Annotated in this window: 23 protein-coding genes; 15 read left to right on the top strand and 8 right to left on the bottom strand. The window is 66.4% G+C overall.

The features are described from left to right. Window positions 1–122 precede the first annotated feature (122 nt). On the bottom strand, window positions 123–878 hold the full coding sequence (locus RKE40_RS20370; protein ID WP_316020044.1) for a fumarylacetoacetate hydrolase family protein: 756 nt from the start codon (window positions 876–878) through the stop codon (window positions 123–125). A 154-nt stretch (window positions 879–1,032) separates the two neighbouring features. Here RKE40_RS20370 and RKE40_RS20365 point away from each other — a divergent pair, with 154 nt between their 5' ends. Together RKE40_RS20365 and RKE40_RS20360 are read left to right on the top strand one after the other, a co-directional pair. After that, a complete protein-coding gene (locus RKE40_RS20365) occupies window positions 1,033–1,386 on the top strand; it encodes a VOC family protein (RefSeq protein ID WP_316020043.1) in 354 nt (117 codons plus the stop codon). Window positions 1,387–1,461: 75 nt separating this feature from the next. Then, on the top strand, window positions 1,462–1,596 hold the full coding sequence (locus tag RKE40_RS20360) for a hypothetical protein (protein ID WP_316020042.1): 135 nt from the start codon (window positions 1,462–1,464) through the stop codon (window positions 1,594–1,596). Window positions 1,597–1,643: 47 nt separating this feature from the next. Here RKE40_RS20360 and RKE40_RS20355 read toward each other — a convergent pair whose 3' ends face one another. The 5 genes from RKE40_RS20355 to RKE40_RS20335 all read right to left on the bottom strand — a co-directional run bounded on the left by RKE40_RS20355 (window position 1,644) and on the right by RKE40_RS20335 (window position 6,798). Beyond that, window positions 1,644–2,561, bottom strand: coding sequence for a dihydrodipicolinate synthase family protein (locus RKE40_RS20355; RefSeq protein WP_316020041.1), 918 nt, complete (start codon window positions 2,559–2,561; stop codon window positions 1,644–1,646). Between the two features lie 28 nt (window positions 2,562–2,589). Beyond that, window positions 2,590–4,107, bottom strand: coding sequence for a tripartite tricarboxylate transporter permease (locus RKE40_RS20350; RefSeq protein WP_316020040.1), 1,518 nt, complete (start codon window positions 4,105–4,107; stop codon window positions 2,590–2,592). 21 nt (window positions 4,108–4,128) lie between these two features. Then, complete coding sequence (locus RKE40_RS20345; protein WP_316020039.1) at window positions 4,129–4,617, bottom strand: tripartite tricarboxylate transporter TctB family protein; 489 nt, start codon at window positions 4,615–4,617, stop codon at window positions 4,129–4,131. Window positions 4,618–4,750: 133 nt separating this feature from the next. Then, a complete protein-coding gene (locus RKE40_RS20340; protein ID WP_316020038.1) occupies window positions 4,751–5,743 on the bottom strand; it encodes a Bug family tripartite tricarboxylate transporter substrate binding protein in 993 nt (330 codons plus the stop codon). A 62-nt stretch (window positions 5,744–5,805) separates the two neighbouring features. After that, window positions 5,806–6,798, bottom strand: a complete 993-nt coding sequence (locus RKE40_RS20335; protein WP_316020048.1) for a 4-hydroxythreonine-4-phosphate dehydrogenase PdxA — start codon at window positions 6,796–6,798, stop codon at window positions 5,806–5,808. Window positions 6,799–7,087: 289 nt separating this feature from the next. Here RKE40_RS20335 and RKE40_RS20330 point away from each other — a divergent pair, with 289 nt between their 5' ends. The 12 genes from RKE40_RS20330 (at window position 7,088) to RKE40_RS20275 (ending at window position 20,538) form a co-directional block, all read left to right on the top strand. After that, window positions 7,088–7,774, top strand: coding sequence for a GntR family transcriptional regulator (locus RKE40_RS20330; RefSeq protein ID WP_316020037.1), 687 nt, complete (start codon window positions 7,088–7,090; stop codon window positions 7,772–7,774). Window positions 7,775–8,031: 257 nt separating this feature from the next. Then, window positions 8,032–9,717: an aspartate-alanine antiporter gene (gene aspT, locus RKE40_RS20325; RefSeq protein ID WP_316020036.1), complete on the top strand. Its 1,686-nt coding sequence runs from the start codon at window positions 8,032–8,034 to the stop codon at window positions 9,715–9,717. Between the two features lie 18 nt (window positions 9,718–9,735). Further along, window positions 9,736–11,328 carry a bifunctional aspartate transaminase/aspartate 4-decarboxylase gene (locus tag RKE40_RS20320; RefSeq protein ID WP_316020035.1) on the top strand — a complete coding sequence of 531 codons (1,593 nt, stop codon included), beginning with the start codon at window positions 9,736–9,738 and terminating at the stop codon, window positions 11,326–11,328. Between the two features lie 49 nt (window positions 11,329–11,377). Then, on the top strand, window positions 11,378–11,647 hold the full coding sequence (locus RKE40_RS20315; RefSeq protein WP_316020034.1) for a hypothetical protein: 270 nt from the start codon (window positions 11,378–11,380) through the stop codon (window positions 11,645–11,647). A gap of 133 nt (window positions 11,648–11,780) precedes the next feature. Next, window positions 11,781–12,713, top strand: a complete 933-nt coding sequence (locus tag RKE40_RS20310) for a LysR family transcriptional regulator (RefSeq protein WP_316020033.1) — start codon at window positions 11,781–11,783, stop codon at window positions 12,711–12,713. A 110-nt stretch (window positions 12,714–12,823) separates the two neighbouring features. Next, window positions 12,824–13,705 carry a shikimate dehydrogenase gene (locus RKE40_RS20305; RefSeq protein WP_316020032.1) on the top strand — a complete coding sequence of 294 codons (882 nt, stop codon included), beginning with the start codon at window positions 12,824–12,826 and terminating at the stop codon, window positions 13,703–13,705. Between the two features lie 69 nt (window positions 13,706–13,774). Beyond that, entirely contained in the window at window positions 13,775–14,911 is a 1,137-nt protein-coding gene (locus tag RKE40_RS20300) for an ABC transporter substrate-binding protein (RefSeq protein WP_316020031.1), read from the top strand. 162 nt (window positions 14,912–15,073) lie between these two features. After that, window positions 15,074–15,952 (top strand): branched-chain amino acid ABC transporter permease, encoded by an 879-nt coding sequence (locus tag RKE40_RS20295; protein ID WP_291647821.1) that lies wholly within the window; start codon window positions 15,074–15,076, stop codon window positions 15,950–15,952. After that, window positions 15,949–16,974, top strand: coding sequence for a branched-chain amino acid ABC transporter permease (locus RKE40_RS20290; protein ID WP_316020030.1), 1,026 nt, complete (start codon window positions 15,949–15,951; stop codon window positions 16,972–16,974). Before RKE40_RS20295 ends, RKE40_RS20290 begins: the two co-directional genes overlap by 4 nt. Continuing rightward, window positions 16,971–17,714 carry an ABC transporter ATP-binding protein gene (locus RKE40_RS20285; RefSeq protein ID WP_316020029.1) on the top strand — a complete coding sequence of 248 codons (744 nt, stop codon included), beginning with the start codon at window positions 16,971–16,973 and terminating at the stop codon, window positions 17,712–17,714. The genes RKE40_RS20290 and RKE40_RS20285 overlap by 4 nt, the downstream gene beginning before the upstream one ends. An 11-nt stretch (window positions 17,715–17,725) precedes the next feature. Further along, window positions 17,726–18,466 carry an ABC transporter ATP-binding protein gene (locus RKE40_RS20280; RefSeq protein WP_316020028.1) on the top strand — a complete coding sequence of 247 codons (741 nt, stop codon included), beginning with the start codon at window positions 17,726–17,728 and terminating at the stop codon, window positions 18,464–18,466. 176 nt (window positions 18,467–18,642) lie between these two features. Then, window positions 18,643–20,538: a bifunctional sugar phosphate isomerase/epimerase/4-hydroxyphenylpyruvate dioxygenase family protein gene (locus RKE40_RS20275; protein WP_316020027.1), complete on the top strand. Its 1,896-nt coding sequence runs from the start codon at window positions 18,643–18,645 to the stop codon at window positions 20,536–20,538. Here the strand turns inward: RKE40_RS20275 and RKE40_RS20270 are convergent. Then, window positions 20,535–21,524 (bottom strand): NADPH:quinone reductase, encoded by a 990-nt coding sequence (locus tag RKE40_RS20270; RefSeq protein WP_316020026.1) that lies wholly within the window; start codon window positions 21,522–21,524, stop codon window positions 20,535–20,537. The two genes, RKE40_RS20275 and RKE40_RS20270, sit on opposite strands and share 4 nt — an antisense overlap. Before the next feature lie 87 nt (window positions 21,525–21,611). Here RKE40_RS20270 and RKE40_RS20265 point away from each other — a divergent pair, with 87 nt between their 5' ends. Further along, window positions 21,612–22,019, top strand: coding sequence for a winged helix-turn-helix transcriptional regulator (locus tag RKE40_RS20265; RefSeq protein ID WP_316020025.1), 408 nt, complete (start codon window positions 21,612–21,614; stop codon window positions 22,017–22,019). Window positions 22,020–22,027: 8 nt separating this feature from the next. Here RKE40_RS20265 and RKE40_RS20260 read toward each other — a convergent pair whose 3' ends face one another. After that, window positions 22,028–23,116, bottom strand: a complete 1,089-nt coding sequence (locus tag RKE40_RS20260; RefSeq protein WP_316020024.1) for a mandelate racemase/muconate lactonizing enzyme family protein — start codon at window positions 23,114–23,116, stop codon at window positions 22,028–22,030. Window positions 23,117–23,199 lie beyond the last annotated feature (83 nt).

The raw sequence follows: 23,199 nt of genomic DNA, 5'->3' as shown, positions 1-23,199 counted from the left end.
TTGATCACAATTCAACGCTGCCGGTCCGCAGCATGATCCGAGCACCGGCGAAGTAAACGTACCGTTACGTCGCCGCAACGAAAGCGCTCGCGGGCGAGAGTTTCCCGCGAGCGCAAGCCCGGCTACGCCAGCGCGAACGAGATCGCCGTGACCGGATCGAGCCGGGCGATCACCGGCCCAAGCGTCGGCGCGAGAACGCCGCCGCAGAGGCTGCCGGTGGTGATGATCTGGCCCGCCTTGAGGCCACCGAGCGGCGTCTCGGCCGGGCGGTTCGCCCAAGCGAGCGCGGTCACCAGCGGGTCGCCATTGGCGTGCTCGGCCGGGCGCTCATAGAGGACATCGCCATCGAGCTCGACGCTGCAGGTCAGGGCCGAGACGTCGTCGAAGATGCTGAAGGGAACCTCCGGCCCGAGCAGATAGGAGCCGTGGCCGAGCGCGTCGGCCAGCCAGAGCGGAAAGGCGACATGGGTCCAGTCGGCGATGCGGCTCTCGACGATCTCGATGCCGACCAGCGCGGCGTCGCAATGGTCGATCAGCTCGGCGCGCGTGTAGGGGTTGCCGGGCCGCAGCGGCATGTCGCGGCCGAGCCGCACCGCAAGCTCGATCTCGACGCGCAGCTCGGCGCCATGGGCGGAGCGATGCGTGTCGCCCGACTTCAGATACGGGCCCGGCATCGGGGCGGCGATCGGCCTGCCGCCCTCGGCGATCGAGACCTTCCAGCCGGCATCTGCGTAGCCCATCGCCTTCTGGACCTTGGCCTGCACGGCGAGCGCGGCATCGATATCGGCCGGGACCGGCAAGGTCGAGATGTCGACCAGGCTGTGGCCGCGGCGTGCGGCGGTCAGCGCCTCGGCAAGGGTATCAATCGTCGTCGCCATCGTGCTGGGTTCCTGTCGCAGCAGCCTCGTAAAGCTCACTGGCTACAGCATCGGTCGGCGAATGGGAATTCTTCAGGCGCCGGGGCGGCTGCCGCCATGCGCGGGCCGGCTCCGCGCTAGGAAGGACGCACAGAGAGGAAACAGGAGAGATTCGATGACCAGATCCGAGAACGACCGCCGCATCGACTATGTCGAATTCGTCGTCGCCGACCTTGCGCGGGCGCGGGCCTTCTACGAAGCCGCCTTCGGCTGGACGATGACCGATTACGGCCCGCAATACTGCGCCTTCGCCGATGGCCGGCTGGAAGGCGGCTTCACCACGCAGGGTACGCCCAAGCCGGGCGGGCCGCTGATCGTGCTCTATGCCGACGACCTCGCCGCCATCCAGGCGTCGATCGAGGCGGCGGGCGGGCGGATCGTGCAGCCGGCCTTCGACTTTCCCGGCGGCCGGCGTTTCCACTTCGCCGACCCGGACGGCTACGAGCTCGCGGTCTGGACGAAGGGCTGAGCCCTTTCGTCACAAATCGCGGCCAGGAAGCCGGTTTTCGTGGTAGGATCGCCTCCGCAAATGTGGAGGCGCGTCATGCATGCCGTCATGCAGTTGCTGTCAGCCTACATCACCTGGCTCGCCCGGGCGCTCCAGGTGAGCCCCGACTTCATCACCAAGGACCGGCGCGGCAACCTGCCGCCGCCATCGGGAGGCATCGGGGCGTACTGATCGCCCCTGAGCCTCCCTCGCCTGATGCAACGCCGTGATGGCCTGTGCTACTTGCCCCAGCGCAGCGCCAGGGGGTTGAGTTCGCGCGCGAGCTCGATCAGGCCCTCACGGGTCTTCGGGTGCAGCGGCACGAGCGGATGGCGAACGGCCTCGCTCTTGATCACGCCGCCCTCCTTCATCAGCGACTTCGTCGCGCGCAGGCCGCACTGGCGGTTCTCGAAATTGATGATCGGCAGGACGTCGCGATAGAGCGCGGCGGCCTTCTTGCGATCACCCGCAGCATGGGCGGTGACGATCGGCTTGATCAGATCGGGGATCATGGCCGAGGTCATCGTGCCGGTGGCGCCGGCATCGAGATCGGCCATCAGCGTGATCGCCTCCTCGCCGTCGAACGGACCGACCACCGCCTTGCCGCCGGCCTCGATCAGCGCGCGCAGCTTGTTGGCGGTGCCGGCAATCTCGATCTTGAAATAGCAAACGAGCGGAACCTCCTTGGCCAGCCGGACCATGAAGGGCACGCTCATGTTGACGCCGGCGAGCGGCGCGTCCTGCAGGATAATCGGCAGCCCGCTGGCGTCGGCGACGCGCGCGAAATGCTCGATCATGCCGTCTTCGTCGGCCTTGAGCAGAGCGCCGTGATAGGGCGGCATCATCATCAGCATCTTGGCGCCGGCATCGGCGGCGGCCTTGGCGCGCTGGGCGGCGATGCGGGTCGAGAAATGCGAGGTGGTGACGATCACCGGCACGCGCCCGGCGACCTGCTCGATCGAGAGCAGCATCACCTGGTGACGCTCCTCGTCCGTCAGCAGGAACTGCTCGGAATAGTTGGCGAGGATGCAGATGCCATCGACGCCCTGGTCGATCATCAGGTCCATGACGCGCTTGTTGCCCTCGATGTCGAGGTCACCATTGTCGTGGAAGATCGTCGGCGCGATCGGGAAAATGCCCTTGTAGGCTTCGGTCATGGCAGGTCTCTCTGCGGCGGTGGAGCTGTCAGGCCTTTGCGGCTCGGGCGGTCGTCAGCTTGCGGATGCCGCGCCTGGCCGAACCCAACAGCGGGAAGAGAAGAAGGGCGAGCGCGATCGACATCAGCGACGCGACCAGCGGGTTCGACCAGAAGATCGAGAGCGAGCCTTGGCTAAAGATCATCGACTGGCGGAAGGCGTCCTCCGCCTTGTCGCCGATGACCATGGCCAGCACCAAGGGCGCGATCGGATAGTCGAGCTTCTTGAAGAAGTAGCCGAGGATGCCGAAGGCGAGCGCGAGCCAGATGTCGAACTCCTTGCTGGCGACGGTGTAGGCGCCAATGAAGCAGACGACGACGATCGCCGGGCCGATGATCGAGAAGGGGATGCGCAGGATCGAGGCGAAGAGCGGCACGGTCGCCAGCACGACGACGACGGCGACGACGTTGCCGAGATACATCGAGGCGATCAGGCCCCAGACGAAGTCGGGACGCTCGACGAAGAGCATCGGGCCGGGGTTGAGGCCCCAGATCATCAGCCCGCCCATCATCACGGCGGCAGTCGCGGATCCCGGGATGCCGAGCGCGAGCATCGGCAGCATGGCGGCGGAGCCGGCGGCATGGTCGGCGGTCTCGGGCGAAATTACGCCCTCCGGCTCGCCCTTGCCGAACTTCTCCGGATTGCGCGAGGAGCGCTTGGCCATGGCGTAGCTCATGAAGGAGGCCGCCGTCGGGCCGCCCGGCGTGATGCCCATCCAGATGCCGATGATGCTGGAGCGGAGCAGCGCGAACCAGTAGCGCGGCAGCTTGAGCGCTGTCAGGAAGACGTCGCGCGGGCGGACCTTGGCCTTCACGCCGTCGAAGCGCAGCCCGTCCTCCATGGTCTGCAGGAGTTCGCCGAGACCGAACAGGCCGATCACCGCGATCAGGAAGCTGACGCCGGCGAGCAGCACGTCGAACTCATAGGTCAGGCGGACATTGCCGGAGACCGAGTCCATGCCGATGGAGGCGAAGGTGAAGCCCATCGCCATCGAGACGAGGGTCTTCAGCGGCGAGGCGCCACCAAGGCCGACGAAGCTGGCGAAGGTCATGAAATAGACCGCAAAATACTCCGGCGAGGAGAATTTCAGCGCGAAGCGCGCGACCCAGCCCGAGAGCAGCGTGATCAGGATGACGCCGGCCATGGCGCCGAAGCCGGCCGAGAGGAAGGCGAAGGACAGCGCCTCGGCCGCCCTGCCCTGCTTGGCCATCGGATGGCCGTCGAAGGTGGTGGCGACGGAGGACGGCTCGCCGGGAATATTGAACAGCACCGAGGTGGTCGAACCGCCGAACAGCGCGCCCCAGTAGAGCGAGGTCAGGAGGATGATCGCCGAGACCGGGTCCATGGTGAAGGTCAGCGGCAGCATCAGCGAGACGCCGTTCGGGGCGCCGAGCCCGGGCAGCACGCCGACGAGGATGCCGAGAAGCACGCCGGCCATCATCAGCGCGATGTGATGGGTGGTCAGCGCGACTTCGAAGCCGTGAAGGAGCGAGGCGAAATTTTCCATGGGTCGATCCGCTCGCGAAGGTCAGAGGCCGAGCATCGTCTCGACCGGCCCCTTGAGCAGGGAAACCTGGGCGAACTTCTCGAGGCCGAAATAGAAGAAGGCAGCGGTGCCGAAGGCGGTCGCGAGGGTCGGCAACCAGCCGAAGCGGCCCTGGAAGCGCATCGCGAAAACGAGGTAGAGCACCATCGCGACATACATGCCGAGCGTGACGCTGAGCACGATGAAGGCGAGCATCGGCACGAAGAACGAGAGGACGCGCTTGGCCTGCTCGCGATCGAGGAAGGTCTCGGCGAGCCCGGCCGAGCCGCCGATGCGCCGGCCGATCGTGGTGACGACGGTCCCGGCGCTGGCGAGCGCAATCAGCAGACCGCAATAGAACGGAAAGGCACCGGGCTGGGGACCGGAAGAGTCCCAGCCGACGCCGAACTCACGGGCGCCGTTGACGATCACGAGGCCGAAGGCGAGCGTCGCCAGGGCTGTCGCGATTTCGGCCTGGAAGCGGGTGATCATCGGCAGCCTTCCATCCCTGTCGGTTCTTGTGGCGGGAGGCGGACGAAAGGCCCGCCTCCCGAAGTCTTGCTGGACCGAACTGCGATGGCTCGCGGGCACCTGTTGCGGTGCCCGCGCATCGCCGCTCAGCCGATCAGTTGACGACCCAGCCTTCGTTCTTGAAGGTCTTGGCGTTGGCGGCCTCGTCCTTGGCGACGAAGTCGTTGAGTTCCTTGCCCTTCATGAAGCGGGCGGTCTGCGCCGTGCGGGCGACGAACTCGGCCCATTCCGGGGTCTTGCTGACCTTCTCCATGACGTCGGCATAGAAGGTCACGGCATCGGCCGGAACCTCGGCCGGCAGCCAGACGGTGCGCGGCATCTGGAACGACTCGAGCGGCAGGCCGGCTTCCTTGCAAGTCGGGATATCGCCCCAGCCCTTGCCGTTGTGAACCGGCTCGCCCTTGGCGAGACGCACCGGCGAGAAGACGCAGAGCGGCTTGACCTGGCCGGCCTTCCACTGGCCGAGATTCTCGTTCGGGTTGTTGGTGTTGGAGTCGACATGGCCACCGGCGAGCTGCGTCGCGGCAGCGCCACCGCCCTGGAAGGGTACGTAGATCCACTTGGCGCCGGTGGCCTCCTGGATCATCGCGGTCAGCGTCTGGTCGGTGTCCTTGGACTGGCTGCCGGCCATCTTGAAGCCGCCAGGCTTCGCCTTCACCGCGTCGATATAGGCCTTGGCGTCGTTATAGGGCGAGTTGCCGTTGACCCAGATCAGGAACTCGTCGAGCGCGAGCGCGGCGACCGGGGTGAGATCCGAGAACTTGTAGCCGAGCTTGGCGACGTAAGGCAGCAGATAGGCGTTGTTGGTGCCGAAGATGACCTTGTGGGCGTCGCCCTTGCCACCCTTGCCATAGACGAAGGTCTCGGCGCCGCTGCCGCCGCCCTTGTTGAGCACGACGATCGGCTGCTCGACCAGCTTGTGCTTGGTGATGATCGACTGGATGACGCGGGCGAAGTTGTCGGTGCCGCCGCCGGGGCCCGAGGCCACGACGAACTCGATCGGCTTGGTCGGCTGCCAGGCCTGCGCCGGCATCGCCGTCGCGAAGGACGCGGCGACGAAGCTCGCCGCGATCGTGAACTTCTTCATGCTGTTCTCTCCCTTTCCTTGAATGATCGGGCGGCTCTTGACGGCCGCCCTGCCGGAACGTCTCAGGCGGCCGCCTTGCGCGCCGCCTTCCCTTCGCTCGCCATCTTGATGGCGAGCGACAGCGCCGCCCGGGTCGCGCCGAGATTGGCGATGCCCTTGCCGGCGATCTCGTAGGCCGTGCCATGGGCCGGCGTGCAGATCGGGAACGGGAAGCCGCCGATCAGCGTGACACCGCGATCGAAGCCCATCAGCTTCATCGCGATCTGGCCCTGGTCGTGATACATTGTCAGCACGGCATCGAAGTCGCCGTTCTTGGCGCGCAGGAAGACGGTGTCGGACGGGAACGGCCCTTCGACCGTATAACCCTTGGCCTTGGCCGCATTCACCGCCGGCTCGATCGTGTCGATCTCGTCGCGGCCGAAATTGCCACCGTCGCCGGCATGGGGATTGATGCCCGCAACCGCGATGCGCGGCGGGTTGAAGCCGGCAGCGCGCAGGTTCTTGTCGGCGAGATCGAGCGCCCGCAGGATGCGCTCCTGGGTGACGTTCTTCGCAACTTCAGAGAGCGGGACATGCGAGGTGACGCGGGCGTTCCAGAGCTTGTCGAGCACATTGAACTCGCTCGCAGGCCCATCAAAGGCGATGGCGTCGCGCACGAAGCGGATCTCGTCGTCATAGCCCGGATAGGCGAAGCGCATCGCCGCCTTGTTGAAGGGCGTGAAGAAGACCGCATCAGCCTTGCCGGAAGCAGCCAATTGCAAGGCACGGCGGAAATTCTCGGTCGCAGCCTTGCCGCCGGCGAGGGTCGCCTTGCCGCGCTGCAGATCGGCCGGATCATGGTTGGCGAGATCGACGAAGACCGGCTTGCCGGCATCGGCCGGCAGGGCCTCGCCGTCCTTGACCACGTGCACATCGGCCTTGAGGCCGGCATCGGCAGCGCCGAGCTCGAGCAGGCGCAGATCGCCGAAGACGACATAGCGCGCGGCCGAGCGCAGATCGGCCTCGGCGAGAATGCGAACAGTAAGCTCAGGGCTGATGCCGGACGGGTCGCCCATGGCGACCGCAATGACCGGCTGGGCGGTTTGCGCCTGCGTTTCCAAACAATCCTCCCTCGATCCGGTCAAGAAGCCGGCGACATGGCTTTGGCCTAACATGCGCCCAATGGCTAGGCAAGTATTCTGTATGCAGCATAATTTTAGTGGCGTAGAATGGTCTCGGAGACGCTGCCGGCAGACCGGCCAGAGGCCGCAGGCATGCGTTTCCACAGCTTCCGCGGCTGCGCCTTCCCGCGCGTTGACACCGGGAAGTGGCCATGCCGTACAGGATGACGGAAAAGGAGCGTCTATGACGAGCGGAGCCGGGACGTTGGACGAAGCGCAGGAGGCCTATCCGCGCATTCAGCGCCGGACCTTGCACGACGAGGTGCTCGAGCGCATGCGCGACATGATCATCGAGGGCACGCTCGCGCCTGGCCAACGCATCAACGAGGGCCTGATCGGGGCGCAGCTCGGCGTCTCGCGCACACCCCTGCGCGAGGCCATCAAGACGCTCGCCAGCGAAGGCCTCGTCGAGATTCAGCCGGCCAAGGGCGCCATCGTGCGCAAGTTCAGCTCGACCGATATGCGCCATATTCTCGAGGTGCTGAAGAGCCTCGAACAGCTCGGCGGCCGCATGGCTTGCGAGAACGCCAGCGACGAGACGATCGCAGCGATCCGGGCGCTGCATGATGAGATGATGGAGCAGTACCGCGTCAGGAACCGGCTCGAATACTTCAAGCTCAACCAGGCGATCCATTCGGCCATCGTCGCCGCCTCGGGCAACGATGTCCTGGTGGAGATGCACGGCACGCTCCAGGCCCGCATCAAGAGGCTGCGCTTCATCGGCAATGAAGGCCCGGAAAAATGGGCGGGTGCCGTCGCCGAGCATGAGACCATGATCGAATCGCTGGAGAAGCGCGACGTCGACGCGCTGATGGAAGTCATTCGCCTCCACATGGATTCGACGCGGCTGCGGGTCTGGGACGTGCTCTGAGGCGCGCCCGCGGCAGCCCCACCAGGAAGCAGAAACCGAAGCACCGCACGGCGCCCGCCGTAGCGTTGCGCTGCGCGCAAGGCAGCGTCATCAGATTTTTGTTTAACAGGCCTACCGACGAATGCTACGGTCGGATGGTCGAGATCTGTACAGTTTTTCTAGAAAACTTCCAGACACGCACTCAATAGAATTTTATCCAGAATCCAAAGCAACATGACTGACTGCCGTAGACGTTTCGATGTCGAGGGAAAGCGTCCATGTCTTGGCTCCATGCTCTATTCAATCAATCCCCCGAGATCGCCCTGTTCCTGTCACTGGCGATCGGTTATTGGGTCGGCAAATTCCAGTTCGGCAAGTTTCAACTTGGTGGCGTCGCCGGCTCGCTTCTGGCGGCGGTGATCATCAGCCAGGTCGGCGTCTCCATCGACAACGGCATCAAGGCCGTCCTCTTCGCCCTGTTCATCTACGCGGTCGGCTTCGAGAGTGGCCCGCAGTTCTTCCGCTCGCTCGGGCGCCAGTCGCTGCGCGAGATCGCGATGGCGACGGTGCTTGCTGTCAGCGGGCTCATCACCGTCGTCGTGCTCGCCCGCATGTTCGGCCTCGACAAGGGCCTCGCCGCCGGCATCGCGGCGGGCGGCCTGACCCAGTCAGCGATCATCGGCACGGCCGGATCGGCAATCGGCAAGCTCGGCCTCGCGGCGGACGAGACCCAGCGCCTGCAGGCCAATGTCGCGATCGGCTACGCCGTCACCTACATCTTCGGCTCGTTCGGCGCGATCATCGTCTGCGTCAACATCCTGCCCTGGTTCATGCGCCGCAGCATTCGCGACGACGCGATCAAGGCCGAGGCCGAAATGCTGGCCGGCGCGCGAAATCTCGGCGTCGGCGAATATGCAGCAGCGCCCGATCTCGTCGGCCGGATTTACCGTATCGACAGTGCTGCCGGCCGCACGGTCAGTGAGGTCGAGGGCGGTGCCGCGCTGCCGATCAGCATCGAGCGGGTCAAGCGCGATGGCGCCCTGATCGGGCCCGAGCCTTCGCTCAAACTTCAGGCGGGCGACATCGTGCTCGTGGTCGGCCGGCGCGCCGGCGTCGTCGGCCTGTCCTCGAAGCTCGGCCCCGAGCTCCAGTCCTCGGAAGGGATGGACGTGATCGTCGTGACGCGCGAAGTGGCGGTCACCGCTCCCGCTTTCGTCAAGCGCACGGTCGCCGAGATCCGCTCCTCGACGGCCGCCGACATGCGCCACGGCGTCTATGTCGTCGAGGTGAAGCGCGCCGGGGTTCGGTTGTCCCTGAAGGACGATACGGTGATCGAGCCGGGCGATGTCGTCACGCTCTACGGCACCTCCGAGGATGTGCAGCGCGCCGCCCGCCAGGTCGGCAGCATCATCATCCCCAGCGACAAGACCGATTTCGTCTTCCACGGCCTCGGCCTTGTCGTCGGCCTGCTCATCGGCCTCGTGGTGGTCCGCTTCGGCGACATCCCGCTGACCCTGGGCAGCGGCGGCGGCGCCCTGCTCTCCGGCCTCGCCTTCGGCTGGTACCGCAGCCGCAACATGGCGCTCGGCAATATGCCGACCGCCGCCTCGACGCTGCTGCGCGATCTCGGCTTGGCGGGCTTCGTCGCCGTGGTCGGGCTGCAATCCGGCCAGCAGGCGGTGACCACCATCGCCGAGAAGGGGCTGTCGATCTTCCTGATCGGCGTCGTTGTGACGCTGTTGCCGCTGCTGATCACCATGGTCTTCGGCCGCTACGTGCTGCGCTACGACAACACCGCGGTCTTCGCCGGCGCGCTGTCCGGCTCGCGCAGCGCCAATCCCGCCTTCGGCGAGGTGCTCGACAAGGCCGGCAACTCGATTCCGACCACCCCCTTCGCCATCACCTACGCACTCGCAAACGTCTTCCTGACCCTGCTCGGACCTCTCGTCGTCGCCTTCGTCTGAACCGATCGGAGACCGCCCATGACCACCGATTACGCGAAATATGCGAAGCTCAGCCCGTTCGAGCTGAAGGACGAGCTGATCAAGCTGGCCTCCGGCAAGGCGAACCGCCTGATGCTCAATGCCGGCCGCGGCAACCCGAACTTCCTCGCCACCCTGCCTCGCCGGGCCTTCTTCCGCCTCGGCCTTTTCGCCGTTGCCGAGGCCGAGCTGTCCTATTCCTACATGGAAAACGGCGTCGGAGGCCTGCCCAAGATCGAGGGCATCGAGGGACGGTTCGAGCGCTTCACCGCCGAGCATCGCGACCAGCAGGGCGTCGTCTTCCTCGGCCGGGCCTTGAGCTATGTCCGCGACCAGCTCGGCCTGTCCGCCTCGGACTTCCTGCACGAGATGGTCGAAGGCATCCTCGGCAGCAACTACCCGGTGCCGCCGCGCATGCTCCGGATCAGCGAGGAAATCGTCAAACAATACATCGTCAAGGAGATGATCGGCGGCTTCCTGCCGGCCGGCAGCATCGACCTTTTCGCCACCGAGGGCGGCACGGCCGCGATGGCCTACATCTTCAACACGCTGAAGCAGAACGGGCTGCTCAAACGCGGCGACAAGGTCGCGATCGGCCTGCCCGTCTTCACGCCCTATATCGAGATCCCGGAGCTCGACGAGTACGGGCTGGTCGAGGTCGCGATCAATGCCGACCCCGCCATGGAATGGCAGTACCCGGACAGCGAGCTCGACAAGCTCAAGGACCCGGCGATCAAGATCTTCTTCTGCGTCAATCCGAGCAACCCGCCTTCGGTGAAGATGGATGATCGCAGCCTCGACCGTGTCGCGGCGATCGTCAGGGAGCATCGGCCGGACCTGTTCATCCTGACCGACGATGTCTACGGCACCTTTGCCGACGGGTTCCGCTCGCTCTTCGCGACCTGTCCGCAGAACACCATGCTGGTCTATTCCTTCTCCAAGTACTTCGGCGCAACCGGCTGGCGTCTCGGCGTGATCGCCACGCACAAGCAGAACGTCTTCGACGGCGCCCTCGACGCGCTGCCCGAAGAGGCCAAGAAGGGGCTCGACCACCGCTACGGCTCGCTGCTGCCGGATGTGAGGTCGCTGCGCTTCATCGACCGCATCGTCGCCGACAGCCGGGCCGTCGCCCTCAACCACACGGCAGGGCTGTCGACGCCGCAGCAGGTCCAGATGGTGCTGTTCTCGCTGTTCGCGCTGATGGACGAGAGCGACAGCTACAAGGCCGAGCTGAAGAAGCTGATCCGCCGCCGCGAGGCGGCGCTCTATCGCGAGCTCGGCATCGAGCAGGAGAGCGATCCGAACGCCGTCGACTACTACACCCTGCTCGATCTCGAGGCGATTTCGCGCAAGCTCTATGGCGACGATTTCGCGGCCTGGGTGCTCGAACGCTCGCAATCCGGCGACTTCCTGTTCCGCATCGCCGACGAGACCGGGATCGTGCTGCTGCCCGGGCGCGGCTTCGGGACGAAACAGCCGGCCGGCCGGGCTTCGCTCGCCAATCTCAACGAGTACGAATACGCCAGGATCGGCCGTTCCCTGCGCGCCATGGCCGAAGAGTTCCATGCCGCCTACAAGAAGGGCGGGGGGTGAACGGCGCGAGGAGCAGCGCCTTGGCCATGAGACCGACAGGAGAATGCTGATGATCAAGCGCGCCATAGCCGCAGCGCTCGTCCTCGCCGCCTTCGGAGGCGGCACCGGCATCACCGCCGCCTCCGCCTGCAACCGGATGGATGGCTGCATCCACGAGTTTCAGAACGAGAACTACGGCATGATGCATGACGGGCGCATGGATGAGATGATGCGCGGCGGGGCGGCCAATGTCGAAGCGTTTCGGTCGCCCGGCAGCGCTGCGCCGCCCCCGCCGGAGAACACCCGGCCGCACGTCTCGGGACGGTCCGGCCGGCGCTAAGGCCGAGGCTGGGCGGCAAGCCAGCCTTTGCGTCCCATCGGTCGCTGACGGCAAGCGGATCGCCCCCGCTTGACAGTTTTCCCGCGCTCGCTTCCGCTGGTGAAACAAGACCGGCGCGGGGGACCGCCTTGCCATGCTGACGCTGCGCCAGATCGAGGTGGTTCGGGCGATCATGATCACCGGCACGGTCGCCGGCGCCGCGAAGCTGCTGAACGTATCCGCGCCTGGCATCAGCCGGCTGATGAAGCACACAGAGCGGGCCCTGCGGCTCCGGCTGTTCGAGCGTCGACACGGGCGCTACGTGCCCACACCGGAAGCCAAGGACATCTTCGAGCAGATCAACGGCGTCTACCAGAAGGTCGACGACCTCCAATACACGCTGGCGCGGATCGATCGGGGCGGCGGAGTCGAGCTCCGGCTCGGCTCGGTGCCGAGCATCTGCAATGTCATGGTGCCGCGCGCGATCGATCGGCTGAAGCGCAAGCACCCGGACCTGCGGATCGAGATCAACATCCTCAAGATCGAGGAGGCGCTCGACTATCTCCTGCTCGGCAAGGGCGAGATCGCGGCGATGAGCTATCGGCTCGACCATCCCGGCCTCGACTTCGTGCCGCTGGCGATGGGCGAGCTGCTCTGCATCGTGCCCGAGGGCCATCCGCTGGCCGGGCGCGACAGGGTCTCGGCCAGCGAGATCGTCGCGCACCCGCTGATCGGCATCGATCCGAACGATCCCTATGGTCGGATCATGAGCGAGATCTTCGTCCGCAGCGGGCTCAGCTTCGAGATGGCGATCAAGGCTCGCTTCGGCACCACCGTCTGCGCGCTGGTCAAGGCGGGGCTCGGCATCGCAATCATCGACCAGTTCACCGTCGCCCATGGCGCGATGCCGGGGATCGTCGCGATCCCGATCGCGGAACCGACGCAGTTCCAGACCTATGTCGCGATCAAGAAGGACAAGGCCCCTTCCCTCTATGCCGAGAGCTTCGTCAAGCTGCTGCGCGAGGAGATGAATGCGGTCGTGGTACCGCAGGGGCACCATACGGCTTCGCCTGCGCCCAAAAGATAACATCGAGTTAGGTCTGCGCGATAGATTGGTTATCGCGTTAGCGCGCGACATCGGCTTATCTTTCGCCATCGCGCCGCCTGCAGAGACGGGCGCGCCCGGAAGGGACGGACATGCCGGCAAGCGTCAACGCCAGGAAAGCCAAGCGGGTCCTGCTCGGGCTGATCGGCTACCCGATCGCCCATTCGGCGACACCGGCGATGCAGGAGGCGGCCGCCCGTGCGGCCGGCTTCGAGGCGCATTATCATCTGATCGAGGTCGAAGGCGCCGGCTCGGGCGATCTCGCCGCCATGCTCGACGGCGTCCGCCGGCTCGGCTTCTCCGGCATCAACGTCACCTACCCCTACAAGGAAGCGGTGGTGCCGCTGCTCGACGCGCTCTCGCCGGACGCCGCGGCGATGGGCGCGGTCAACACTATCGTCGTTACCGATGGGCGCCTCACCGGCCACAACACCGATGCGAGCGGCTTTGCCACAGCCTATCGCAGGCTCGGCCGCCGGGATGGCGACAGGCCGGTCGCGATCATCGGCGCCGGCGGCGTCGGCAAGGCGATCGCCTTCGCGCTGTCCGGCAGCGGCGTCCAGGCCTTGCGGCTCTACGACATCGACCGCGGCAAATGTGAGGCGCTGGCGCAGGCGCTCACCGGCCGCGCCCGAATCGAGATCGCGACCAGCGCGGCCGCTGCGGCGGAGGGCGCAGCCGGCATCGTCAACGGCACCCCGCTCGGCATGGCGCCGAACCGCGAAATGCCAGTTCCGGCCAGCGTTTTGCAGCCAGCGCAATGGATCGCCGATTCCGTCTACCATCCGCTCTGGACACCGCTCATGAAGGCTGTGCAAAGCATTGGCGCAACGGTGATGAGCGGGCGTGAGCTCGCCATCAACCAGGCTCTCGACGCCTTCACGCTGTTCACCGGCGCGGAAGCATCGGAAACCGCGATGAGCAGTGCGTTCGATGCCGCCATGGCGGAGCGCACCGGCGAACGTGCGGCATAAGAAGACGGACCGGTACGACCGGGACGACAAGAAACAAAGAAACGAAACGGTTGGAGGAGACGTAAGACCATGAAGTCGCATTGGATCATCGCCGCCGCGCTCAGCGCCGGCATCGCCCTGCCCGCCTCGGCGCAGGACAAGGTCAAGCTGATCAACGTCGTCGAGCTCTCGGGCGCGGGCGCGACGGCCGGCACCAACTTCAAGAACGGCATCGACCTCGCCGTGGCCGAGATCAACGCCAAGGGCGGCCTGCTCGGCAAGCAGATCGAGATCATCCACTACGATACCCAGACCAATCCGGGGAACACCCGCGCCGCCGTGCAGCGCGCGATCGACGAGGGCACCTATGCCGTGCTCGGCCCGGTCTTCTCCGGCCCGATCGGCGCCTCGATGCAGATCGCCCAGCGCGCCGAGATCGCCCAGATCGTCGGCGGCGAGGCGGCCGGCCTGACCAAGCAGGGCAATCAGTACCTGTTCCGCACCTCGCTCAGCCAGGCGGCGGCGATGCCGAAGATCGCCAACTATCTCAAGAACACGGTCAAGGCGAACTCCGTCGCCGTGGTCTGGGTCAACAACGACTTCGGCAAGGGCGGCCGCGACGCGATCATCCCCGAGCTCGAGAAGGCCGGCATCAAGGTCGCCGCCGACGTCTCGACCGAGCAGGGCCAGGCCGATTTCTCGGCCGACGCGATCAAGATCAAGAACGCCAATGCCGACGCGGTCTTCGTCTATCTCAACGAGGAGGAGAGCGCCCGCTTCCTGCGCGCCGCCAAGCAGCAGGGCGTCAACAAGCCGATGGTCGGCGAGACGACGCTGCTCGGCGCCAAGGTGATCGAGCTCGCCGGCGACGCCGCCAACGGCGCCAAGGGCCATGTCGGTCTCTCGATCGACGCGCCGATCCCGGCCTTCCAGGAGTTCGGCAAGAAGTTCCAGACCAAGTACAACTACGCCTCAGACCATAACGGCATGAAGGGCTATATGGGCGTCTACATGATCAAGTGGGCGACCGAGAAGCAGAAGAAGTTCGACAAGAAGGGCCTTGCCGACACGCTGCGCGGCGCCACGATCAAGCCCTCCGAGGAGCCCGGCATCCTGATGGAGACCACGATCGAGCCCAATGGCGACCTCGATCGCGTCAGCTTCATCGCCGAAGTCATCGACGGCAAGCAGGTGATCAACGCGACCCTGCCGAAGATCAAGCCGTAAGGACCGTTCCACCCTCGACGTCATCCCGGGCGAGCAAGGCTCGACCCGGGATCGATCGAAGGGCGGCACGGCTGCATGGATCCCGGCGCTCCGCTTGCCTGCGGCCGGGATGACGCGAGCAGATTGAACGCAACGCTCAACGAACCGAGCGAGAACACCGCCATGGCCGAATTCATCGCCTATCTCATCGCCGGCGTCGCGACGGGCGCGATCTACGCGCTCGCCGCCATCGGCTTCACCCTGGTCTGGCAGACCTCGCAGACGATCAACTTCGCCCAGGGCGAGTTCGTGATGCTGCCGGCGGTGCTGGTGCTGCTCGCGATCAAACTGTTCGGCGCACCGATCTGGCTCGCCGCGATCATCGGCATTGCGGCCTTCATCCTGATCTTCGGGGTCGGCTTCAAGATCGCCGTGGTCGACCCGATGATCCGCCATGGCGTGCTGCCGCTCGCCATCGCCACCATGGCGCTCTCGATCATCATGAAGGAAGGCGCCAAGGACGGGTTCTCGGCCGAGGCCCAGAACTTCCCCTCTTTCGTGCCGACCGACACGCTCTCGATCTTCGGCGCGGCGATCTCGCTGCAGCACCTCGCGATAATCGCGGTCGCCTTCGCCGTGATCGGCGCGCTGCAATGGTTCGTCGGCGGCACCAGGCTCGGCCGCCAGATGCAGGCAACGGCGCAGAACCCGACGGTCGCCCGCATCCTCGGCATACCCGTCGAGCGCATGGTGCTGCTGACCTTCGTGATCAACGCGGCGCTCGCCGTGGTCGCCTCGGTGCTGATCTCGCCGATCTATCTGGCGAAATTCTCGAATGGCGAGGTGATCGGCCTGTTCGCATTCATCGCGGCGATCGTCGGCGGCTTCAACCAGGTGCGCGGCGCCCTCGTCGGCGGCCTGATCGTCGGCATCGTCGACAGCCTCGCGGCTGGCTACTTCTCGAGCCAGTACAAGCTCGCCGTGCCGCTCGTCCTGCTCATCATCATCATCCTGCTCAAGCCGGAAGGCCTGATGGGACGCAGAGAGGAGCGCCGCGTATGACCGCGCCCGCAAGCCGCGCCGCCGTCCAGGCCGCGCCCGCCCGCTCGGCCGCCCTCGGCGGCTTCGCCGACGGACCTCTGATCGCCCTCGTGATCGGCGCCGTCATCCTGTGGTTCGCCCCTTCCGGCATGGGCCGCTACGGCACCTATGTGCTCTCGCTCTGGCTGGTGATGGCGATCGCCGTGATGGGCCTCAACCTGACGCTCGGCTATGCCGGCCTGAAATCGCTGGCGCAGGCCGCCTTCATGGGCATCGGCGCCTATATCACCGCGCTCCTGACCACCAAGACCGGCATCTCCTGGTACGCCGCCTTCGCGATCTCCGGCATCGTCACCTTCGCGGTCGGCCTCTTGCTCGGCTTCCCGGCGCTGAGGGTCAAGGCGCATTACCTCGCTTTCGTGACGCTGGCCTTCTCGACCCTGGTCTGGCTGGTGATGCGCAACGAGCAATGGCTGACCGGCGGCGTCTTCGGCCTCTCCAACATCCCCCGGCCCTCGCTGTTCGGCTTCAAGCTCGACGGAGCGCTCGCCTTCCATCGCTTCGTCGTGGTGGTGACCTTTCTGCTCGCGGTGCTGCTCTGGTGGATGATCCGCTCGCCCTGGGGCCGTGCCTTCACGGCGCTGCGCGAGAACCCGATCCGGGCGGCGAGCCTCGGCATCGACACGCGGATGTACACGCTGCTCGCCTTCGCCATCGGCTCGGCCTATGCCGGCTTTGCCGGCGCGCTCTACGCGCCGCTGGTCGAGTTCATCGACCCCTCGCCCTTCTCGCTGTCGCAGAGCTTCTTCCTGCTACTGATGGTGGTCGCGGGCGGCGCCGGCTACCTGCTCGGGCCGTTCATCGGCGCGCTGCTCGGCGTCGTGCTGCCGGAATGGCTGCGCTTTGCCGGCTCGCTCTACCTGATCATCTTCGCCGCCATCGTCATGCTGCTGCTGATCGCCTGCCCGCAGGGGATGAGCGGGCTGATCGAACGCGGCTGGGCCTGGATCACCGGCCGGAACAAGGCGGGAGGCAGCCGATGACACAGGTCCTCGAAGTCACCAACCTCCATAAGGCCTTCGGCGGCATCAAGGCGGTGAACGGGGTCTCGTTCTCGGTCAATGAAGGCGAGATCCTCGGCATCATCGGCCCCAATGGCTGCGGCAAGTCGACCCTGTTCAACTGCATCCTCGGCCAGCTCGAGCCGACCGAAGGCACGGTGAAGCTCGACGGCCGCGAGGTCACGAGTATGCGCCCCTCCGAGCTCAACCGGCTCGGCGTCAGCCGCACCTTCCAGCTGCTGCAGGTCTTTCCCGAACTCACCGTGCGCGAGAACCTGATCCTCGCCGGGCAGGAGCATCAGGGCTCGATGCTGTCGCGCTTCTTCGGCGCCCGCGATGCCGGGCTCGGCGAGGCCGCCGACAGGATGATCAGCTTCTTCAAGCTCGGCCATCTGATCGACGCCAAGGCCGGCGGGCTGTCCTATGGCCAGCAGAAGCTGCTCGACGCCGCCATGGCCTTCATGGCCGGGCCGCGGCTGGTGCTGCTCGACGAGCCGGCCGGCGGCGTCAACCTGACCATGCTCGGTGACCTGAAGGAGCGCCTGCGGGCCATCAATGCCGAGCAAGGCTCCACCTTCGTCGTCATCGAGCACAACATGGATTTCGTGATGTCGCTGTGCACGCGCGTCCTCGTGCTGGCCGAAGGCAAGGTACTGGCGGAAGGCACGCCGGCCGAGGTCAGGGCCAATCCGGCGGTGATCGAAGCCTATCTCGGGCATTGAGGAGCGGTGCCATGACCACATCCCCCATCCTCGAACTCGACGGCGTGGTAGGCGGCTATGGCGCCATGACCATCCTCAACGGCACGACCTTCAAGGTTCGCCGCGCCGCGATCACCACCGTGATCGGCCCGAACGGCGCTGGCAAGTCCACCGTGTTCAAGGCGATATTCGGCCTGCTCAAGGTGCGCGAGGGCCATATCCGGCTCGATGGGCGGGACATCACCAACTGGAACCAGCGCAAGCTGCTGGAGGCCGGGATCTGCTATGTCCCGCAAGGGCGGAACATCTTCCCCGAGCTCTCGGTACGCCACAATATCGAGCTCGGCAGCGTCGCGGCGGGCGCCGGCATCACCGATATGCCGAAGCGGCTGGAGGCGGCGCTCGACCGCTTCCCGGCGCTCCGGCGCAAGGCCGACCAACAGGCATCGACCCTTTCGGGCGGCGAGCAGAAGCAGCTCGAGATCGTCCGCGGCCTGCTGCTCGACCCGCAGCTCGTGCTGATTGACGAGCCCTCGATCGGGCTCTCGCCGATGATGGTGCAGGAGACCTTCGGCATCCTGAAGGACCTGCGCGCGAAGGGCGTCACCATCCTGATGGTCGAGCAGAACGCCCGCTCTGCACTGGAAATTTCCGACGAAGGCCTGGTGCTCGAACTCGGCCAGACCAGGATGCAGGGCCCGGCCGCCGAAATCCTCGCCGATCCGCGCGTCGGCCAACTCTTCCTCGGCGGCGCGATGACGGACGCGGCGTGATGGGACCTCAGCCTGTTTGGCTCCCCCTTCCGGTCATCCCGGGCGGAGCGCAGCGTAGACCCGGGATCCATGCCTGGACCGTTCCGGCATGGGTCCCGGATCGGCGCCGCTGACGCGGCTTGTCCGGGACGACCAAGAGGCACCACGGCACTGTTTCTGGCTAGCTGAGGACACCGATGAACCCGACCTCGATCGCCACCGTCTCGATCAGCGGCGACCTCGCCGAGAAGCTGACAGCGATCGCTGCCGCCGGCTTCGAGGGGATCGAGGTCTTCGAGAACGATTTCCTGAGCTTCGATGGCGGCCCGCGCGATGTCGGGCGGATGGTCTCCGACCTCGGCCTGAAGATCTACGCCTTCCAGCCCTTCCGCGATTTCGAGGGCATGCCGGAGCCGCTGCGGGCCCGGACCTTCGCCCGTGCCGCCCGCAAGTTCGAGGTGATGAACGAGCTCGGCGCCGAGCTGATGCTGATCTGCTCGAATGTCTCGCCGCAATCCCTGGGCGGTATCGACCGGGCAGCCGCCGATTTCGCCGAGCTCGGCGAGCTCGCCGCCAAGCACGGCGTCAGGGTCGGCTACGAGGCGCTGGCCTGGGGCCGGCACGTCAACGACTACCGCGATGCCTGGGAGATCGTGCGCCGCGCCAATCATGAGCGCATCGGGCTGATCCTCGATTCCTTCCATACGCTGGCGCGCCGTTCGCCGCTGGAGCCGATCGCCAGCATACCGGGCGACCGGATCTTCCTCGTCCAGCTCGCCGATGCGCCGAAGCTCGACATGGACGTGCTGAGCTGGAGCCGGCATTTCCGCAATTTTCCGGGCCAGGGCGACCTGGCGGTCGTCGATTTCGTCAAGGCAGTCGAGGCCACCGGCTATTCCGGCCCGCTCTCGCTGGAGATCTTCAACGACCAGTTTCGCGCGGGCTCGACGAGGCGCCTCGCCACTGACGGGCTACGCTCGCTGATCCAGCTCGGCGACAAGGTCGCGCGGCTGGAGACGCCGGCCCGGTCCGAGATGCCTGATCGCGCCCCCTGCCTCGCCGTCGAGTTCATCGAGTTCGCGCTCGACGAGGAGCCGGCGCATGAACTCGCCGCCCTCTTCACCGCCCTCGGCTTCCGCCAGAGCGGAACGCATCGCAGCAAGGCGGTGACGCGCTGGAGCCAGGGCGGCGTCAACCTGATCATCAATACCGAGAAGGATGGCTTCGCCCAGTCGCATGCGATCATGCACGGGCCCGGCGTCTGCGCGCTGGCGCTGCGGGTCGCCGATGTCGAGGCGACGATGGCGCGGGCGCGGGCGCTGAAGGTGCCGACTTTCGAGCAGCCGGTCGGCCCCGGCGAGATGGAAATCCCGGCGATCCGCGGCGTCGGCGGCAGCCTGATCTATTTCACCGAGCCCACCGGCGACCGAGCACATAGCTGGGAGAACGACTTCCTGCCGGTCGAAGACGACAGCGGCCGCCCTCCCCTGCTGGCCGGCGTCGACCACATCTCTCAGTCCATGGACTATGACGAGATGCTGTCCTGGCTGCTGTTCTACACCTCGCTGTTTTCGCTGGACCGGATTCCGCAGCTCGCCATCGCCGACCCCGCCGGGCTGGTGGAGAGCCGGCCGCTGGTCAATGCCGAGGGCAGCCTGCGCTTCATCCTCAACGGCTCGCAGGCGACGCGGACCCTGTCCTCACGCTTCGTCTCCGAACATTTCGGCTCCGGCGTCCAGCACATCGCCTTCTCGGCCCCCGACATCTTCGCGGCGGTGACGACGATGCGCGAGGCGGGCCTGTCCTTCCTCGACATTCCCGAGAACTATTACGACGACCTCGAAGCCCGCTACGATCTCGATCCGGACTTCCTCGAGCGCCTGCGCGAGCACCACATCCTCTACGACCGTGACGGTGAGGCCGAGTTCCTGCAGGTCTACACCCATGTCTTCGCGCAGCGCTTCTTCTTTGAGATCGTCGAGCGCCGCGGCGGCTATTCCGGCTTCGGCGCCGTCAACGCGCCGGTCCGTCTCGCCGCACAGGCGAGAGAGGCGCGGCCGGTGACGGTGCCGCGCCCCCTTCGCGAGGACTAGATCGTCACGACCACCTTGCCGACGAGGCGGCCGCCTTCGAGCAGTTCATGAGCTTCGGCGATGCGCTCCAGCGGGAAGCGCGCGGCGACCTCATGGCTGAGCCAGCCCTGGCGCAGTCCCTCGCCGATGGCGGCGGCTGCCGCATCATGCGCCGTCTCGTCCATGACATAGACGAGGACGAAGCGGATCGTCGCATCGAGCGTGATCAGCGGCCAGAACGGCACGGCCGGATCCGGGATCGCGTCCGAGGCATAGGTCGCGACGACACCCCGCGGCGCCAGCATCTGCATGGTCACGTCGAGATTGGCGCCGAAGGCGACATCGACGATGCGGTGAACGCCACGTTCCGTGCCGACGAAGGCGCGAATGCCGGCGACCAAGTCATCCGTCAGGCGATTGAGCACGAGATCGGCGCCGGCCGCCTTGGCCGAGCGCGCCTGCTCCTCCCGGCTGACCGTGGCGATCACCCGCGCTCCGCCCTGCTTGGCAAACTGGATCGCATAGCGGCCGACCGCGCCGGCACCGCCGGTGACGAGGACGACCTTGCCGGTGACCGGCCCGTCGGCGAAGACGCAGCGATGCGCCGTCATCGCCGGCACGCCGAGGCTGGCGCCCTCCTCGAAGGAGACGCTGTCCGGCAACGGCTGGACCTGCCGCTCCGGCAGCGCGACGTATTCCGCCGCCCCGCCGAAGGGGCGGCCGAGCGCCGCCTCGTAAAACCAGACCCGCTCGCCGACACGGTGCTCCAGCTCCGGCGAGCCGGCTGCGACGACCTCGCCGGCACCGTCCTGATGCGGGATGATCAGCGGGAATGGCATCTGGTCGCGGCCGAGCCAGCCGGCACGCGCCTTCCAGTCCGACGGATTGATGCCGCTGGCGCGGACCCTGACCAGCAACTCGCCCGGTGCCGGCGCCGGATCAGGCCGCTCACCCAGTTGCAGAACCTCGCGTGCCGGGCCCTTGCGCTCGTACCATGCTGCCTTCATCGCCGTGCTCCTGCTCGTTTGCGAAAGCAGGCAAATGCTGCCATGGTTTACATTGTACAAGTACGTACAAAGAGAACATGTAATATCATGAATGTAAGTGTCCAGACTGAAATCGAGCCCCAAGCGGCGGAGACGAGGCCGAGACGGCGCCCCGCCGGCCGTACCGGCTGCGGGGTCGAGGCGACGCTCTCGGTTCTCGGCGGCGTGTGGAAGCCGGTGCTGCTCTTCCATCTGCTGCGCGGCAAGCTGCGCTTCAACGCCCTCTGCCGGCTGACGCCGCGGGCGACGCAGCGGATGATCACCTTGCAGCTGCGCGAGCTGGAAAACGACGGCGTGCTGCGCCGGATCGTCTATCCGGAAGTGCCGCCGAAGGTGGAATACGAGCTCACCGAGTTCGGCCGCTCGCTCGAGCCGGTGCTGCTGAGCATGCGCGCCTGGGGCGAGGCCTTCCAGGCGCGCATGGACGGGCCGGACAAGCCGACCCGAACCTGCTGAAGCCGCGTTCAGGCCCGCAGCGCCTCCAGCCCCTGCCAGTCGAAGGCGATGCCGTGGCCCGGGCGCGACGGAGCGATGGCGAACCCCTCCTCGATGCGCAGGGGCTCGGCGATGTAGCGGTCGAGCCCAAAACCGTGCGCTTCGAGGAAGGCCCCGTTCGGCGCCGCGGCGAGCAGGTGCACCGTGACGTCGTGGGCGCCGTGCGAGGTCACCGGCAGGTTGAAGGCCTCGGCAAGGTGGACGATCTTCTGGAAGGCGGTGACACCGCCGCAATTGGTGACGTCGGGCTCGGGGAAGGTGACGCCGCCGGTGGCGACGAGCTGCTTGAACTCCCAGAGCGTGCGCAGATTCTCGCCGGCGGCGACCGGCAGGCCGCCCTCGCGGACGATGCGGGCGTGCCCGGCGACATCGTCGGGGATGATCGGCTCCTCCAGCCAGGTCAGCTCACAGGGCTGGAAGGCGCGGGCGGCGCGGATCGCCTCGTCGACGCTCCACTTCATGTTGGCGTCGACCATCAGCGGGAAGCCGTCGCCGAGGTGCCGGCGCATCGCCGCGACGCGCTCGACATCCTCCGACAGGCGCTTGCGGCCGACCTTCATCTTGATCGCCCGGAAGCCCTTCTTCAGGTTGCCGTCGGTCTGGGCCAGCAGCTTTTCCAGCGGGTAGTCGAGATCGATGCCGCCGGCATAGCAGGTGACGCGGTCGGCATTGCCGCCGAGCAGCTTCCACAGGGGCTGGCCGAGACGCACGCCCTTCAGGTCCCAGAGCGCGATGTCGGCGGCCGAGAGCGCGAGCACCGTCGGCCCGCCGCGGCCACCATAATGCTGCGCCCACCAGATCTTGTTCCAGAGATGCTCGATGCGGTCGGCATCCTCGCCGATCAGCAGCTCCGGCAATTCGCGACGCAGGATGGCGTCGATGGCAGCGCCGTTGCGGCCGCAGGTATAGGTGTAGCCGACGCCGACCGCGCCGTCGGCATCGGTGATGCGGACGGTGTTGAGCTCGAAGGCCAGCATTTCGCCATGCATGCTGTCGCTGACCGCTACCTCGAGCGGGATGCGGTAGAAGCCCGCCTCGACCTTGCTGATGAGCGCCATGGAACCTCCCGTGGATGGCCCGGACCCGTCCGGGCGTCGTTGGGAGGGAGCCTAAGGAGGCCGCAGCCCCGCCGGAAGGCCGC

Origin of the sequence: Allobosea rubneri, assembly GCF_032464875.1 — a bacterium.
In the GTDB taxonomy this organism is placed as follows: Bacteria; Pseudomonadota; Alphaproteobacteria; order Rhizobiales; family Beijerinckiaceae; genus Allobosea; species Allobosea rubneri.
This window is presented reverse-complemented; position numbering and strand designations above follow the sequence as displayed.